Raw genomic sequence first — 15,666 nt, forward strand, 5'->3', positions numbered from 1 at the left:
TGGGATTTTGAGCAAAAAAAATAAACCTCGCCAAGGTTCATAGTAGAATCGCTATGATTCCTTGTGGCAACCGGCTGCCTTCCGCTCGGAAGCGGGTCAGGCCCTTGGCTTTGCGTCTCATGATTTCTCATGATTTGCCTTTTTCACTTGGTTGTTGCGACTTTGAATCTAAATTCATAATAAATTGTCGTATCCCGTTATGTGAATAGGCCATTTGTACCAGGTTAGGCAAAGCGGACTAAGCGTGCCCGCCGAATATAACTTTTCAACGTATGCCAAACAACCTCCATTTCCGCTTTTTCGGCGGATCTGGAGGTTGTTTTGATGTTGCGAAGGTGCGGCTATCCCGGAAAGGTCCCGGACAATTCCCGGCCGTACCCCTTATTTGGCGTTGATCCGCTGTTGAACCCGCGCGGGAGCGGTCGACTTGGCCTTGCCGCCGAGCAGCTTCAAGTAGGTCTTGTAGTGGGCCTTGGCGGCGTTCTTCTGTCCCAGCGTCCATTCCGCATCGGCGATATTGAGATAGGCCACCGTACGGCCGGGAACGAGCTTGATCACGTTAGCCAGAACCGGCACGGCTTCCTTGTTGCGACCGGCCAACGAGAGGTAATAGCCGTAATCGTTAAGCATGCCGACGTAAACGCCCAGACCGAGACGAGCTTCGAGATAGAGGCTGTCTTCCGCGCCGACGATGTCCGCCTTCGTTAACGTACCGTCCACGTAGCCCCAGGTTCCGAATGCGTCCGCGTACTGGGACAACCCGTAATCCAGGTATTCCACCGCTTTTTTGAAATCGACCTTCTGAATTTGATTCGCCTTCTGTTGGGCCAGCTTCAGCGCGGGCGCGGCAAGCGTATAATTTTGTTCATACGCGCTCGGGTAATAGGCTATTTCCGTCTCGTATTGCTCCACCAGCTTCTGGATGTCCTTCAGCTTCAATAGGCGCTCTTTCTCTTCGAAATATCGCTCGGAAGGATCGTCGTATTCATGGGAGATGACGTAGAACCGGTCGCCCGCCCATTCCAGTTCGACGAGGGACCGAAACGCGCTGTAGGGGGCTTCGGTCCAAATTTGAACCAAGTTGCCCGTCGTCGTGAATTCAAGCTTGGCCATGTTAAGGAACATATACCCTTCGTCGCTGCTTGCCGCCCGGTCCAGCAACCGGACATCCGACGCGTCCTTGTTCGATGCGATCAGCACGAGTTCGATCCACTCGTAATTGTAGACGAAGGCCATGAACTGCCTCTCGTAGCCTTGCGGGTTGTTGCCGAGATCCACCTCGTAGAAGGATTCCGGGACAATCGCCTCCGCGTCCTCCTCGTAAAGTTGTAGAGAATCGATGAGTAAATCCTTCAGCGACGGGTAAACCTTTGCGCCGTCCGCCAGCTCGCCCAGATTGACGGGCTCGATCTCTTCTGCATCGCCCCCTCCGCCTTCGGCCGCCGTCGCGAACTGCGCGCCGGCGAGGAAAAATATTGCGATCATCAGGGCAAGAATTCGCTTGCTCCAAATTGTCATGTTCATTCCGCCTTTTCGTCGTTCGAAAATCGCCTGCGCGAATTTTCTTTATCCCATCGTATCAATCGCGGCCGCATCTGGCAGTCACTTTTCCTCCGGTTCCGGTCACGTGACTGCTGTCATATAAACTTCTTCGCCAGAGAACAACCGGGGATTACGGGAATGGGACAGAGACGGTAAAGCTATACATGTAAACACGAATCAGGGCACCCCTTAAACGAGGGTGCCCTGATTCTGGTTCGATAGAAAGCCGTTTTTATGGCGCGATAGTGCGGCTTGACGGCTCCCGTCCCGCCTGCGCACGCCGGGGCAGCTCCCGCAGAACCTGCTCCAGTCTCATGCCGAGCCGTTCGACGAGTTCCCAATCGCGCCCGGCAATCAAGGCGAATATTCTTCCGGCGTACATGCCGTCGCTCTCTTCCTTCGCCAAGGGAAGCGTTCCGGACGTGTAAACGAGAACCCCTTCCCTGTTCTCGGGACGATAAAGCAATCCCTCGCGGTCTAAGACGGCGCATAGCTCTTCATAATCCAGCCGTTCCCCGGACGCGAATCGAAAATACCGGGAGAACACGCGAGTATCCTCCCCGAGCACCCTCTCGAGAAACGAGACATAAGTGGACAAGGTAAACCGGCCGTTGATCTCGACGATCGGGATGATCGTCCCGTCGGCCGTCACGATGGAGTCCACCCCCGCCACGCCCGTATAGCCGATGCCGTGCAAATACCGGCCGATATCCTCCCCGTACTCGCGGTATCGACGCAGCATTTCTTCTCCGAGATCGGCCGGCATTTGCGAGCCGATATAGACCGTTTCCCTCAGCAGCTGCCGCTTGATCGAGAAGACGTCGACCAGGCCGTCCGGCGCGATGTAGATCTGGTAATTGATGTCCGCCTGCTTGTCATGCCACCCTTCCACTAACCAGCGCGCCGATTCGGGCCGCGCCTTGGCCGAGCGGGTCAGCCTGGCGAGAACGGGCGACAGCTTGCTCTCGTCCTCTACAATATAGAGCCCCTTGCCCGAAGCGCCGTACGGTTCCTTGACGATCACCTTGGAATATTTCGGCAGGAGCTCCCGGAACGTCTCGCGCACTTCTTCGGCAGTCCCGCATACGCGGCCTTCGCATACGGGATACCCAAGCTCTTCGGCCATTCTCCGGTTGAAAATTTTATCGTTGATCAAAGCGTGAACGGCGGAGGAAGCGGACTCCATCCGCAGACCGCAGCGGTTCGCGATCTCTTCTTCGAGGGGAGTAACCGCGTAAGGGACGAATATGACATCCTCCTCCGCTTCCGCCAATTCGCTTAGCGCTCCAAGCAATTCCGTGTCCCGCAGCGCTAGCTCGGCGATCGGCGTCCGCGGATCTGCGCCGGAAGGGACGAGAATCCGGGGAATATCGAAGCCCCAGCTTTCAAGTCTGCTCAAATAATAAGGGTCCGGCCTCTCCCGAAGCACAAGAACATCCTGCTTGCGGCACAGCAGCAGGTTCATCTCTTCCGCCCGCCCGACGACCCGGTCCTCCGCCCGGTCCGTGACCCCGGCCGGAGCCGGATGCCAGAACTTCTCCGCTCCGATATTGAGCATCCAGACGATGACCCCACGTTCCCGTTCCTCCGTCAGGCGAGCGATCAAATTAAACGGTGCGCGCATAATCGTCGCGGAAGGCCGGATTCGCCGCCGGCATCCGCTGCCCGCGCATCGCGTCCTCCGTTTTCCCCCTCTCTCTCAGAAGATGTGCCTCCCCTTCCCATACGAGCACCTCCGCCGGAAGCGCATGGCTGAGGAACATCGTCGGGCTGTGGGTCAGTCCGTAAGCGCCCGATTTCGACACGACGACGATATCTTCCGGCTCTACGTCCGCCGAGAGCCCGACCCTCTGGCCGATCACGTCCGTAGGCGTACAGAGACAGCCCACGACATTCGTTTCCACCGCTGGCCCGCCTTCTTTGCCCAGCACGTGCATCGGAAAATTGTTGCGTACGTATCGTCCGAGAAAGGCGGATGCGGCATGATGGTTGGAGCCTCCGTCGCAGACGACGAATTTGGCGCCCTTGCACTCTTTCACATACAGCGCTTTCGTCAAGAAAACGCCCGATTCCGCCATGAGGAAGCGCCCGCTTTCCACGCCGATCCGGGTTCCCGCCAGCCTTGCGCCGTATTCCTCCCATAGCTCCAAGATGCCTTCCCGCAGCCGGTCCGTATCGAGCGCCGTTTCGCCGGCGAAATAAGGAACGCCGAAGCCGCCCCCCAAATCGAGAAATTGAAGGCCGAAGCCGTGCCTTTCGGATAGCTCCAACGCCAGGTTGATCGTATCCCTCATGCCGCGGACGATGACGTCGGCATCGAGAATTTGCGAGCCCGTAAAGACGTGCAGGCCGATCAACGCTACGCCGGGCATGGCGGAAATAGCCGCAATCGCTTCGTCGATGCCGGTCTGGTCGATGCCGAACGGGGTCGGCACGCCGGCCATCTTTAATCCCGCGCCCTGCATGCCGGAATTCGGGTGAATTCTGACCGCTATTCTCGCCGTCTCTCCGCGAGCAAGCGCCAGCTCGCCGGCCAGCGCGGCTTCCGCGACCGATTCGACATTGATGCTGTAGATGCCGTGATCCAGTGCGGCCTCAAGCTCGGCTCGCGTCTTGCCCGGGCTCGTGAAGACGATGTCCCGGGGCCGGAAACCCGCGCTCAAGGCGATATGGAGCTCGCCGAGCGAAGCGACCTCGATGCGCGCGCCCCACTGCCGGAACAGACCGCACACCCCGGCAAGCGGATTGCATTTGACCGAATAGAAGATATCGAACGCTTCCGGCAAGCAGCCGCGCAGTAGCCGGTACTGCCTATGGATGATCTCCCCGTCGTACGAATACAGGGGAGTTCCGTAACGGGAGGCCAGCCCCCGAATTTCCTCTTCTTTCATCAGCTCATCCTCCCTCCAAGCGAAATGGCTCCATGTTCGCCGCCGCGAATGGTGTCATACCCGCCGCCCGTGCAATAGAAAATCGCATCATGCGCGAACAACGGATCCGTCTCGAACGCGTTCAACAGCCGCAGCATCTCTCCCTCGCAGGCTTCCGAGTTGTATACAAGCGCCAGCGCGAGACGGTCCGGTCGCCAAGGATCGGTCCCGAGCACCGCGGCGAACGCGTCCCCTTCGTATTTCTTCCCCCGCCACGCGATTCCCGAAGCGTTGGCCGAAAGGCCAAGCCCGTACAACAGCTTCCGCTGCTTGCCGCTTTGGCGCCGGGCGTCGATGACCCAGATGCGGCTCACTTCCGCGGTTTCCGGCTCGAACGTCTCTTCCCGGCAGCTTTCGTACCGGTAAGGAATGTAACGGTCTTTCATCGGATTCTGTAGCAGATAAGCGAGCTTGGCCGCGAAAGGGCCTCCGTCCGCCGGTTTGACGACCGTGCATGGCGCCAAATAGACTTTCCGGATGCCCATCTGGCTCTCCTCGATGCCGGAGGCCGAATAAGCCGCCTCGAACTCGTCCGGAGTCAGCGTCTCCATGGATGCCGCAGGCACGCCTCCGCTTAATTCGACTGCGACGCGGGAATAAGCTGCCGGCGAGATCCGATGGGAGAAACCGTTCACGGATAAGACAACCTCCGCATCGAGCCCCATTTCTTTCCTCGCGAGCAATAGCTCGAAGCGGTCGACGTTGTCGCACGCCGCTTCGAGACTCCGGCCGGCCGCGATGGAGACGTACACCCGGGCGGGCTCGCCCAACCGGGCAATGCGGCCGATACGCACCCAGGCGTTCTTGACGAAGCCCGGTTCCACCGATTGGAGCCGCACCTCCTTCGGAAACCGCTCCCGTACGGTCCCGATCAGACGGTGCAGCAGCGTCCGCGAATTGTGCCACGAGTTGAATTCGTTGTGCATGAAGCCGCCGTACAAGGCGATGCGCTTCCGGTTCATCCGGCGGAGAAAATTCAGATTGCGGGCGGCGTTGAAAAACCAGCTTTCGTACAGGCACAGTCCATAGACTTCGGTATTGTGCAGGTTGTCCAGCCATTCGTATTCCGGTCCGTTCACCCGCAGGCGCGCATCGCCGGCGATCGCCGCGATGGCGGCGAACCGGTCCGGCGCCAGCATCGCCATCCGGTACGTCTTGGGCGCTCCCGTGCAAAATCCGATGCCGTAGATCCGGTCGGGATCGGCGTTCAACTCGTTCGCGATCTCGCCGATCAGTCGCGACACCTGGATATCGTTGACATAATTCAACCGCGCGATGCCCGTCAATTGGACGATGATCGCCTCATCCGTCCGGTAACGCCGCACCCAGGGCAAATCGGTCGGAAAGCTCCTTGCGATGCTGTCGTGAAAATAAAAAACGAGCGGATACCGGCGGAGCGGGTCGTAACGCTCCGGAAGCAGCACCCCGTACGACAGGTAACCGTCGTTCGTCGGTTTCGGCCGGTAGACGATGTATTCATCGTCGTAGATGTCCGCGAACGAGCGCGCATGCGCCCTTTCGCCGCCCTTCTCCGCTTCCGCAAGGGCGCGCCGGAGCTTCGCCGTCAGCTTCAGCACCGTATTCCGGACGGAAGGCTGAACGTATTGGTTCAGCGCGGCGAAAGCCTCTCCGAGGGAAGTCATCTCCCGCGCGGAAACGACGACGTCCCGCCCGATATCCGCGCGCGTCTCCGCCTGCTTCAGCATCGCCTTCCGCTCCTCCGCGAAGCTCCCGCAAAACAAATAAACCGGCTTGGCGGCCGCCCCGTCCCGCAAGCCCTCGGCCCGAAGACGCAACACGCCGGGCGGCAGCCCGGCAGGGACGGAGAGCGCCGCCACCGACGACGTCGCGGAGCGGATGACCGCCAGAGGAGGCGCGCCGTCCTCCGCCTCCGCGTCTTCCAGCCGGATTTCGACCGGCTGGTCGCCTCCTCTGCGTACATACTGGGGAAGGACGACGACCCGGAGCTCATCTCCCGGCAGAACGTCCGCCTTCTCCGGATAAAGGCTGAGCGAAGCGCGCAAATCCTCGAGAAGCTCAAGATCGAAATATTCGTATTCGGGCGAACGGTTGCCCGCGGCGTCCAGCAACCGGTCGAGCGGCTGAAGCTTGATCAGGAATTCCTGCGCCGACAGCGGTATCGCCGGCATGCTCTGCATTTCCACCAGAAGGATATTCAGTCCTTCGCGGAACCTTATCCGGACGAAGGTGTCTTTGACGACGAACGAATCCGTTCCCGCGACCAGCGGAACGCCGTTCAGCCAGACGCGCAGCGGCGCGGGAAAATACGCGATGACGTCGAGAACGGCTTCCGTCTCGCGGACGGCGTAAACCCCGCATACGCTATAGATGAGCTTGTCCCGTTCGGGCGCGAACATCCCTCCGGGCTTGACCGGCTCATAGAACGACTCCGCAATGTCCGAGCGGCAGTACCGCCAGCCGAGCTCCTGTTCCTCCGCGGGCATGACCGCGGTCTCGAACATGAGCAGCGTTCTCCCGTCCGTTTCCAGCCACGGCTCCGTCCCCCCCGCCGCCGAAGCCGGTTTCCGGGCGGCGCGAACGAGCCAGCGGCACAGCGAGCGCGGTTCGTCCGCCGCGAACGTCACCGGATAATGGGCGGTCGAGACGATCTCCTCCAAGTACGCGTTCAATCCCACGCGAAGCCGCCCCTTTCCTCGCTCGCGAGCAGTCTCCGGCTTTCCGCCGCTTGGACGACCAACCGAACCGACTGGGAGACGGAAAGCCGATTCGTCTCCACGACGAGATCGGGCGCAAGCGGAATCTCGTATTCCGAATCGATTCCGGTGAAACCGGGCATCCGGCCTTCCGCCGCTTTCCTGTACAACCCCTTCGGATCGCGGCGGGCGCACTCCTCGAGCGGACACCGGACATGGATTTCCATGAACTCGTCCGGGTCGAACAGTTCCTTCGCCCGCTGCCGGTCTTCCCGGTAAGGCGAAATGAACGAAGCGAGCACGACCGTACCCGCTTCCACGAACAGCTTGGCCACTTCTCCCGCCCGCCGGATATTTTCCCGCCGGTCCTCGCGGCCGAAGCCCAGGTTGCCGTTCAAGCCGTGGCGCAAGTCGTCTCCGTCCAGCACGAAGCAACGGATACCCCTGCGATGCAGCTCGCTCTCCATCTCGTAAGCCAGCGTGGATTTGCCCGCTCCGGACAGCCCCGTAAACCATAGAACGAAGCTGCGATGCCGGTTCAGCCGTAACCGATCCTCCCGGTTAACCTTGGAATTATGCGAAACGGCTTGCAAAGAATCCATGTCCGTCAACCTCCCCGTTAGCGTCGTAGCCCAACCTTCGCATCGGTTCCCGGCAGCGTTCCAGCAGCGCGGCAAGGTCCTCCTCGGCAATCCGGTCTCCCGTCCTCGCCGTGCTTCCGATCCTGCTCCCCAGAACGTCCCGAATCCGGTCTTCGGACAGCCCCGCCGTCTCCGCCACCGTCCGGAGCGTGGCCGGGTCCCCTGCCACCAAATCCTCGTAACGGATCAGATGCGAGAGCGAATCTTTCTCCGCAAAGGATAAGTAACCGGATGCGTTCCGGCTCCATCGGTCGGCCGTCTCGGCCGCATCCTCCTTATACCAGCCGCGGCAATTGACGAGGCTTCTCCAGGTCGCGACCGGATGGCGCACGAGCAGCAGGAAGGCGGCCTGAGGATAACATTTGCGCAGCAGCTTAAGCTCTAGCTCTCCGTAACGAACTTCCTTGAATCCGATTCTGTCGTGCGTGTCGCGAAATTGCGCGTAAAGGGAGTCCAGAAAAGCGCGTACCGATTCGACCATCGCCCGCTCGACGTAATCGTGCTCCGGCGTCATCGTCGCGATCCACGTGTTCGGGTTCTCCTCGCTCTCGAAATAAGCTTGCCGCTCCCGGCGGAAGTCCATCGAGTAATGGCGAACCTTTTTGTAAATATCGAGAAAATCCGTCAGAACCCCCCGGTGCTCTCCCCAGATCAAATTTTCTTTCCGGCTGTTCACGATCCGCTGTAGCAGCGTGGACCCGGAACGGTGCGCGGCCGCGGAAATGACGATGTCCATCGTTATTATCCTCCTCTTGTCCTGTTTTCAGGTCCGTAACGATACACTGCCGCCTTCCCCCATTTCTCGAGCAAATACGCTTCCACGCATGAGGCGACCTGCGTCTGCGCGTCCGTTACGATAACGGTTCGCGTTCGTTTGACGGTCCCGGGACGCTTGAGCAACTCACCGTATTCCTCCCTGAGCTTCGTCAGATAGACGAGCTCCGGGTTCCGCGATTCGGAATTCCTGCGGATGGACCGGTTCGGGTAAAAAAGCGCCTTCCCTCGCCGCTGAATGCGTTCCCAGCAGACGAAAGGCGGCTGATCGAAGAAAAAGAGAAGATCGGGAGCCCTGGCGAGGCGCAGCCACAGCCAGCCCGAAATACGGCCGGCCCCGTTCACGATGTCTCGCGTGCAGCCGGTATAGACGTAGCGGTCGGCGATCACGATTTCGTTCCTTCGAAGGCGAGGAACGATGACAAAGGCGTAATCGAGGAAAAAACCGAACCATTGCAGCAGGCTGTAGGCTGCGGGTCCGAGCCAATTCCTGCTTTTCAGCCGCTCCGCGAGCTCTCTCAGGAAACCCCGGGAATTCCACTCCACCACCGAAGCCGCGAATCCGCGCGCCTTCAGCTCGGAACGGAGCCTCCCGATGCCTTCGCTTTTGCCGGAGCCGCTGATGCCCTCGAAGACGATCAGAACGCCTTTGCCGCGATGAACGCGGTCCGGTTGCGGTTCCATGGCCAACACCCCCTCTCTCCCCCCCGGTTAAATAATGCTGCGTAGCGGGATTGTTCTATCCTTGGCCTCACTCCTCGCTCATCATCGCGATGATATACTGGCATTTCCGTCTTATCGCCCCGCGTTTTCAGTTGCTCGTTCGCAGTTATATTGCGGTCTCCGCGTCGAGTCGGACATTTTCGGACGGAATACCTCCTGACCGAAGAGCGTTCTTTAACTGTCTCTCTCAACCAAGCAAAAACGCCTTCGGCGTCCTCTGGGCGCTGAAGAAGCTTTGCGAAGACGATTCAGAAATGGATAAGCGTGAAACTTATACATTCTGAATCGTGAACAAACACGCCTTTGACGTCCTCTGGAGGCTTTCGCAGTTCCACACCCCAGACGCTCTCGCTCCCGAACTTCCCTCCCGCGCCCTTCCTTACTCCCTCCCCGTCGCGCCAACCTGCATGGACTACAGTTTGTTTTCACCATTTTCTCTTTTTCGCCCAACAACCTGCACCTACTACAGGTTAAATATCGAAATTTGCTCGTTTTCGCGATTTTCTTGGAATCAAACTGCACCCCATGCAGTTTGATCCGCACGATGCAGCCGATTATCGGAAACAAACTGTACTTTTGCAGGTCGATGAAGTACGTTAGGACCTGCGCGCACAACGCTTCCGCTCTACTCGCATAGCCATCTCGTAACCCCAACTCGCTAACCGCACCGATCCCAACAAGCAAACACGCCTTTGGCATCCTTGGACGGTGAAGTAGCTTTGCGATGTTTTTCAACTTCACCTCGATTTCCATGAGAATGGGGTGAAATCAATGCTCATTGTGCAACTAATTCGACAAAAGCCGGAGCTTTAATAAAATTAATTGTACTTGGTACAATTGGCGGTTGGCGGTTGGCGGTTGGCGGTTGGCGGTTGGCGGTTGGCGGTTGACGGTTGGCGGTTGGCCATCAGATGAGTATTTAGCTGTCGGAAATTTATACTTTCTGAATCTACAAGCAAATACGCCTTCGGCGTCCTCCGGACGCTGAAGAAGCTTTGCGCAGGGATCAGACGAGTCTGATCCCGTAATCGATTTACGTCGGATCCGCGGTTCGGCGCCGCTTCGCGTAATGGGCGGCATAGTCGGTTCCGGAAGTTCGCCCGGCCGCCGATAAACGATCGTGAAGACTCTCCAGAACCTCGGCGGAAAACCCGCCCGCCCTCCATTCCTCGTAAGGAATGCCGAAGCCGAGCGATTGCCATAGCCCCGCGTTGGCTTTCTCGTGCTCGCCGAACGGCTCCAGCATGACGAGCGGCGTGGCGGATGCGAGCGAGTCGATTAACGTGCCCGCTCCCGGCTTGCCTACGATCGCCATCGTCCGCGAGGTCACGTCGAACAGCGCATGACGATCGCCGCGGTCGGCGAAACGGTCCGCCCTTCCGTCCCGGATCTCGCCGAGAGGAGGGAACATAAGCGCGCCATCCGCGTTCCGCCGCCAAGGCGTCCATGCCGGATCTACCATGTAGAACCGGTCTTCCTCACCTCCGCCGGTTCCTTCGTCCAACTCGTAAGCGACGATATCGAGGGAGAATCCGAGCTCGCGCAACTCCGGAATTTTCGTCCGGTACGTCCCCATGCCCCAGCCTCCGCCGTGAACGATCAGCCTCCGTTCCCGCTCGTCCCATGACGGCGGAGAGGCGTCCGCCACGACGATGGGATGATTCAATCTTTTAACCCCGGCGTCGTATATCCAGATCTCCCGGTACCTGTCCGCATAACTCGGATCGTAATGCTTGACGCTCGTCCAGGAAGGCGGCAGGCCGCAGTCGACGTAGACGATTTCCGCATGCACGGCCCGGGGAAACACTCGCTCCCGGTACCGGTCCAGCACGTGAAGCCAATGTCCCGAGAGCGCGATAAACTCGCTTCGCCCTTCTTCCTCCCAACGTTCAAGCAACTGCCCGACCGCCCGTTCGTCCATGCTTTTCGAGAGATCCATCGGCACCCGCGCCGAGAACTGCGCCACTTGGAAGCTCCGGTGGCAAGCTTGCCTGCTCTTCAGCACCTGCTCCTGTTTATCGGCGATTAACGTCTCGAACACGCACGTCTCCGCGGCGACGCCGAGACGCTTCAGGCGCTCGGCGATCAATAGCCCGGGCACGTACAGCCCGAGCCCGAAACCCGAGATCAGCACCGTTACGGTGTCCGCAGCCATAGGCGAATCCCTCCTTCTAAGCAAAAACGCCTTCGGCGTCCTTTGACGCCGGAGCAGCTTTGCGTAAGCATCAACCGAATTTGGCCTGCACGAAGCGGCGGAAGCCCGCGGCTTGGCTTTCGTCGATGCTCAGAATCCGGTTCACGTCGAACAGCCGCGTAAAGAAGTCGAATTCCCACGTGGACGGCGTTTCGTTCTCGATGGCGTATTGATCGAGGTAGACCAGGTCGTCCGGCTTCAACTGTTCCGCGATATCCGCGGGCACGCTTTCGCCGAACATCATCGCGATGTAATGGAAGTTGTAATATACGATCTTCTCCAGCCCGTACTTCCGGATGCGTTCGAGCAGCGTCTGCCAATCGATCTCGTCCGCGAATTTGCGGATATACATATGCAGATCGGCGAATTTGTAGATTTTCAGATCCTTCAGGCTTGTGATCCAGACCATCAGTGTCGCTTCCTTGAACAAATGGCAGCTTAGCTGAATGATGTTGTCGGCATGATCGAGCCGGTAACCCTTGACGCCGCCGATTTCGACCGGCACCGCCCTCGAGATGAGCTCCTCGGTCGGCACCTTGTACGGGCAATTGCCGCGCCACAGAATATCGTGGTTGACGTCGATTTCCACCAGCGGCGCGAACGGATTGTCCGAGCGCAGCAGAAATTCTTGGATTTCGTGCGTCGTCATCTGCTGGACGAGCTTCGCTTTGCGGGTCGCCGGCGTGATCTCCAGCGTACTCTCGTCGAAATGGCCCTGCACGTACCCCATCGCCTCGAGCGTCTCGGTCACCTTGTTCACGTCTCCGAGCTGCATGAGGAAATCCAGGTCGTTGAACACCCTCGTCTCGATCGTCGGGTAGACCAGATGGGCCAACAAATTGCCCTTCAGCACGGCCAGCACGAGGTTCTCCCGCTCCAACGCTTCCAGCACTTCGACCAGCCTGCGGGAATAGTGGCCGTTGCGTTCCCGGAACACCGCCCATTGCGTGTTGATCAGGCGCTTCAGCTCCTGCTCCAGCTTATCGAACAGCCCGTATTTTTTGAGATTGTAGCCGAACATGTTCAGGGAACGGTGCGTGATCATCTGGTAGACGACTTCTCCCCATTCGAGGCGTTCTCCGAGCAGGCTCTCCAGCTTCTCCCTTTGCGGCTCTTCCACTTCCACGGCCGTAAGCAGTACCAGCTGCCGCTCCGGCGACAATTGCTCCCTGTTCATCCCGCCGCCTCCTCTTTGGATAATAAATTCCGGTATAATTCTTTGACCTCGTTCTTGTTGATCTTCCCGATCACGTTGCGGGGAATGGCGTCCACCACATGGATCTCCTTGGGCACCTTGCGGTCCTCCAGCGACGACACGCACCACTTGTAGAGCTCCCGCGCTTCCAAGACGAAGCCGGGCCTGGCGGTCGCGAACGCGACGATCCGCTGCCCGAGCTTGTCGTCCTCCACGCCGAGAACGACCGTTTCCTGCACGGCCGGGTGCTTGAGCAGCACCTCTTCGATATCGACGGGATACGCGCGGCTGCCTCCCTGCGTGATCATGTCGTCGGTTCGGCTGAGCACGTAGAACAATCCGTCCCCGTCCCGGTAGCCGGCATCCTTCACCCGGATGCCCCATGGCGTCAGCGCTTCGGCCGTGAGCTCTTCCGACTTGTAATAACCGTCCATCGCATACGCGCTGCGGATGTAGATTTCGCCCGTCTCCCCGGTTTCCGCCTCCGTGCCGTCCTCCCGGAGAACGGAGACGGAGCAGCCCGGAATCGGCTTGCCGATGACGCATGCTTTCGTCGTCACGTCCTCATGCTCGCCGAAGGTGACGCGGGCGACGGCCTCGGAAGTTCCGTAAGCGTTGTACACCTTCGCGCGCGGAAGCCGCTTCGCCGCCTCTTGATAGACGTTCAGCGAGTTGACCATTCCCCCGATCAGCACCCGCTTCAGAGAGCTCAGATCGTATTTCGCGAATCCCGGATATTCCAGCGTCTGCAGCAGCATCGTCCGTACGATGTAAAATTGGGTCGCTTCGTAATCCTGAATGGCTTTGAGAAAAATAGCCGGATGAAAAACGTTGTTGAGCAGGATGATTCCCCCTCCCCGGCTGATCGCCATCAGGACGTCGCCGGCGAGCGGACTCGCCTGGGCGAGGGATCTCGGAACAATCGTGCGGTCCTCGCAGGTGAAATTCAGATGGGCGGCGACGGCGAGGGCGTTGCCGACGATCGCATCGTTCGACAGCACGATGCCCTTCGGCCGGGAAGTGGAGCCGGAAGTGAAGCAGATGCCGAACGTATTCTCGCCGATGCCCGGCAGCGGACGGACCGGCTTGCCCGGATACGCGCGGATTTCGAAGCTGCCGTCGTTTCCCAGCACGAGCGCGAACCGCACGTTTAGCCGTCCGGCATGCCCTTCGATTGCGCCGATCCCTTTCGCGTCCGTGATGAGCAGCTCGATGTCGGCGTAATCGAGCAGCTCGATCAACGCCTCCCCTTTGAACTGATAGGAGAGAGAGACGAAAGCCTTGCGCTCGCGGCTAAGCCCCAGCATGCAGGTAATGAATTCCGCGCAGTTAGGCAAATACACGCCGGCCATGCGATAATCCAATGCGCCGGCGAGCCGGGCGAACGCCTCGGCTTGCTCCCGGATTTGCGCGTAGGTATAGCTCCTCTCGTTGTAAACGAGCAGCGTGCGGTCTCCGTACCGTTCGCAGGCATCCTCGAACAACGTCCAAGGCGTAAGCTTTCCGTTCATGAATATCCCTCCTAACGTACCGATTCCGATTCCGTTTCTAATTCCAATTCCGCTTCCAGTCTCTCCGCGATTTCCCGCTCGAGGCCTTCAATTAAGATCAGCTGCCTGGCCATCTCTTCCAAAGCGTCCGCTTTTCGGGAGATGCCGAATTTCAGCGCCAGATTGGCGCAGATATCCCACCGCATGGCCGACTCTTCCAACCGTTCGCGCAGCCCTTCGAGCAAAGGGACCGGAAGCAGGAAGCCTATCGCCTCGGCAAAGACGAGGAACCGCTTGCGCTGCCGGCTGACCAGCTTCAGATTGCGATTGTATACGTGGCGGAAGAGGTATACCTCCTCTTCGGAAGGCGTTCGCGCTCCAGTCTCGGTCACCGATTCGCGGAAACGGACGATGCGCCGCAGGCCGCACGGCTGCCCAAGGACGATTTCTTCTCCCTTCATTCGCCGGACGCTCGCGCGGAATACGTTCCTCAGCTTGTCCGGTTCGATCCGGAATGCGGGATCGGCATCCACTTCCATCCACATGTTCCGCACTTCCCTGGCGAACGGCCCCGTAAGCGGATTGTCGTAGCGGCATATTCCGCTTCTGCCCCGCCGGACTTCCTCCATCGGCAGCTCCCCGTCGAAGTCGCTGCTCGAATGCTTGTACTTGTCGAACAGCTCGTATACCTTCGTCTCTTCGTCGTAACCGGTCACCACGACCGCATGCAAGCCGTGCTCCCGTCCGAACGCCCGGTGATAGCTCATTTCGTGCAGGTCGACGGCTACGATATGCGGCTTGCCGGCGTCAATCCGCTCCTTCAAACGAAGGTGCGCCGTTTCCGGGTCGTCGGTAAGCAGAAGTTGAATATGCACGCGGTCCTTGCAACGACGCGAACCCCCCGATTCGCTTCCGTCCCGATCGAAATAGGAGGTGGCGGGCAAATAAGCGAATTCCATGGAAGAATTCAATTCTTCCTCGGTGAACTCGTTCGAGGCGGAGAAGCGCATCAGAAAATTGATCCCGATGCAGCGCGTGCCTTCGTCGTACATGAAGTTCATATAATCGGCCAGAACGATGTCGGGATTCAGGCCGAGATGCGAGAGCGCCGCCCCGTATACATTGTTGAAGCAATCTCCGGCATGCGGAGAGAAATACCTGGGCACCCCTTCCGCCGAATGCCGGACCTTACCCGCGGCAAGATCCGCCCTGCTCATGCCGAAACCGCAAGCTTGCGGCACACGTACTCCGAAATCGATTTAGCCGTTGAGAAGTAATCGTTCGTCAGCGACGCGCTGTCGAAGGTGATGTCGAAGGCGCATTCGATGTCCACGAGCAGCTCGACGAGCGCGATGGAGTCGATCCCGTAGTTGTCCCGCAAATCCGCTTCCGGCATAATTTCTCCGCACGGAACCGTCGCTTTCTCCTTCACCCACTGGCATACTTTTTGTTCAATGGTCGATTTGTCCATCGTCGGGCACCCCTTCCGCATCCCTATAATC

12 protein-coding genes and 1 riboswitch are annotated in these 15,666 nt (G+C 59.1%); all 12 genes read right to left on the bottom strand.

Annotated features, from left to right (window positions below; all coding sequences use genetic code 11):
- Positions 1-62: 62 nt before the first annotated feature.
- A riboswitch (cyclic di-GMP riboswitch) is annotated at positions 63-149 on the bottom strand.
- Between the two features lie 232 nt (positions 150-381).
- Positions 382-1,518 carry a hypothetical protein gene (locus tag ACFPPD_RS04995; protein WP_209746393.1) on the bottom strand — a complete coding sequence of 379 codons (1,137 nt, stop codon included), beginning with the start codon at positions 1,516-1,518 and terminating at the stop codon, positions 382-384.
- Between the two features lie 256 nt (positions 1,519-1,774).
- Positions 1,775-3,100: a preATP grasp domain-containing protein gene (locus ACFPPD_RS05000; RefSeq protein WP_378081387.1), complete on the bottom strand. Its 1,326-nt coding sequence runs from the start codon at positions 3,098-3,100 to the stop codon at positions 1,775-1,777.
- 49 nt (positions 3,101-3,149) lie between these two features.
- Positions 3,150-4,433 carry a type III PLP-dependent enzyme gene (locus tag ACFPPD_RS05005; RefSeq protein WP_209746398.1) on the bottom strand — a complete coding sequence of 428 codons (1,284 nt, stop codon included), beginning with the start codon at positions 4,431-4,433 and terminating at the stop codon, positions 3,150-3,152.
- Positions 4,433-7,129, bottom strand: a complete 2,697-nt coding sequence (locus ACFPPD_RS05010) for a hypothetical protein (RefSeq protein ID WP_209746400.1) — start codon at positions 7,127-7,129, stop codon at positions 4,433-4,435. Before ACFPPD_RS05010 ends, ACFPPD_RS05005 begins: the two co-directional genes overlap by 1 nt.
- Positions 7,120-7,749, bottom strand: coding sequence for an adenylyl-sulfate kinase (gene cysC, locus ACFPPD_RS05015; protein WP_209746402.1), 630 nt, complete (start codon positions 7,747-7,749; stop codon positions 7,120-7,122). Before cysC ends, ACFPPD_RS05010 begins: the two co-directional genes overlap by 10 nt.
- Positions 7,721-8,524 carry a sulfotransferase gene (locus ACFPPD_RS05020; protein WP_209746404.1) on the bottom strand — a complete coding sequence of 268 codons (804 nt, stop codon included), beginning with the start codon at positions 8,522-8,524 and terminating at the stop codon, positions 7,721-7,723. Before ACFPPD_RS05020 ends, cysC begins: the two co-directional genes overlap by 29 nt.
- A 5-nt stretch (positions 8,525-8,529) precedes the next feature.
- The gene (locus ACFPPD_RS05025; protein WP_209746406.1) at positions 8,530-9,246 is read right to left on the bottom strand and encodes a dTMP kinase; all 717 of its coding nucleotides are present in this window, start codon (positions 9,244-9,246) and stop codon (positions 8,530-8,532) included.
- Between the two features lie 1,072 nt (positions 9,247-10,318).
- Positions 10,319-11,440 (bottom strand): UDP-glucuronosyltransferase, encoded by a 1,122-nt coding sequence (locus ACFPPD_RS05030; protein ID WP_209746408.1) that lies wholly within the window; start codon positions 11,438-11,440, stop codon positions 10,319-10,321.
- A 70-nt stretch (positions 11,441-11,510) separates the two neighbouring features.
- The gene (locus ACFPPD_RS05035; protein WP_209746410.1) at positions 11,511-12,656 is read right to left on the bottom strand and encodes a nucleotidyltransferase domain-containing protein; all 1,146 of its coding nucleotides are present in this window, start codon (positions 12,654-12,656) and stop codon (positions 11,511-11,513) included.
- Positions 12,653-14,185: a class I adenylate-forming enzyme family protein gene (locus tag ACFPPD_RS05040; RefSeq protein WP_209746413.1), complete on the bottom strand. Its 1,533-nt coding sequence runs from the start codon at positions 14,183-14,185 to the stop codon at positions 12,653-12,655. Before ACFPPD_RS05040 ends, ACFPPD_RS05035 begins: the two co-directional genes overlap by 4 nt.
- 11 nt (positions 14,186-14,196) lie before the next feature.
- Complete coding sequence (locus ACFPPD_RS05045; protein ID WP_209746415.1) at positions 14,197-15,381, bottom strand: BtrH N-terminal domain-containing protein; 1,185 nt, start codon at positions 15,379-15,381, stop codon at positions 14,197-14,199.
- Positions 15,378-15,635, bottom strand: a complete 258-nt coding sequence (locus ACFPPD_RS05050) for an acyl carrier protein (protein ID WP_209746417.1) — start codon at positions 15,633-15,635, stop codon at positions 15,378-15,380. Before ACFPPD_RS05050 ends, ACFPPD_RS05045 begins: the two co-directional genes overlap by 4 nt.
- Positions 15,636-15,666: the final 31 nt, after the last annotated feature.

Source organism: Cohnella suwonensis, from assembly GCF_042655365.1.
Taxonomy (GTDB): domain Bacteria; phylum Bacillota; class Bacilli; order Paenibacillales; family Paenibacillaceae; genus Cohnella; species Cohnella suwonensis.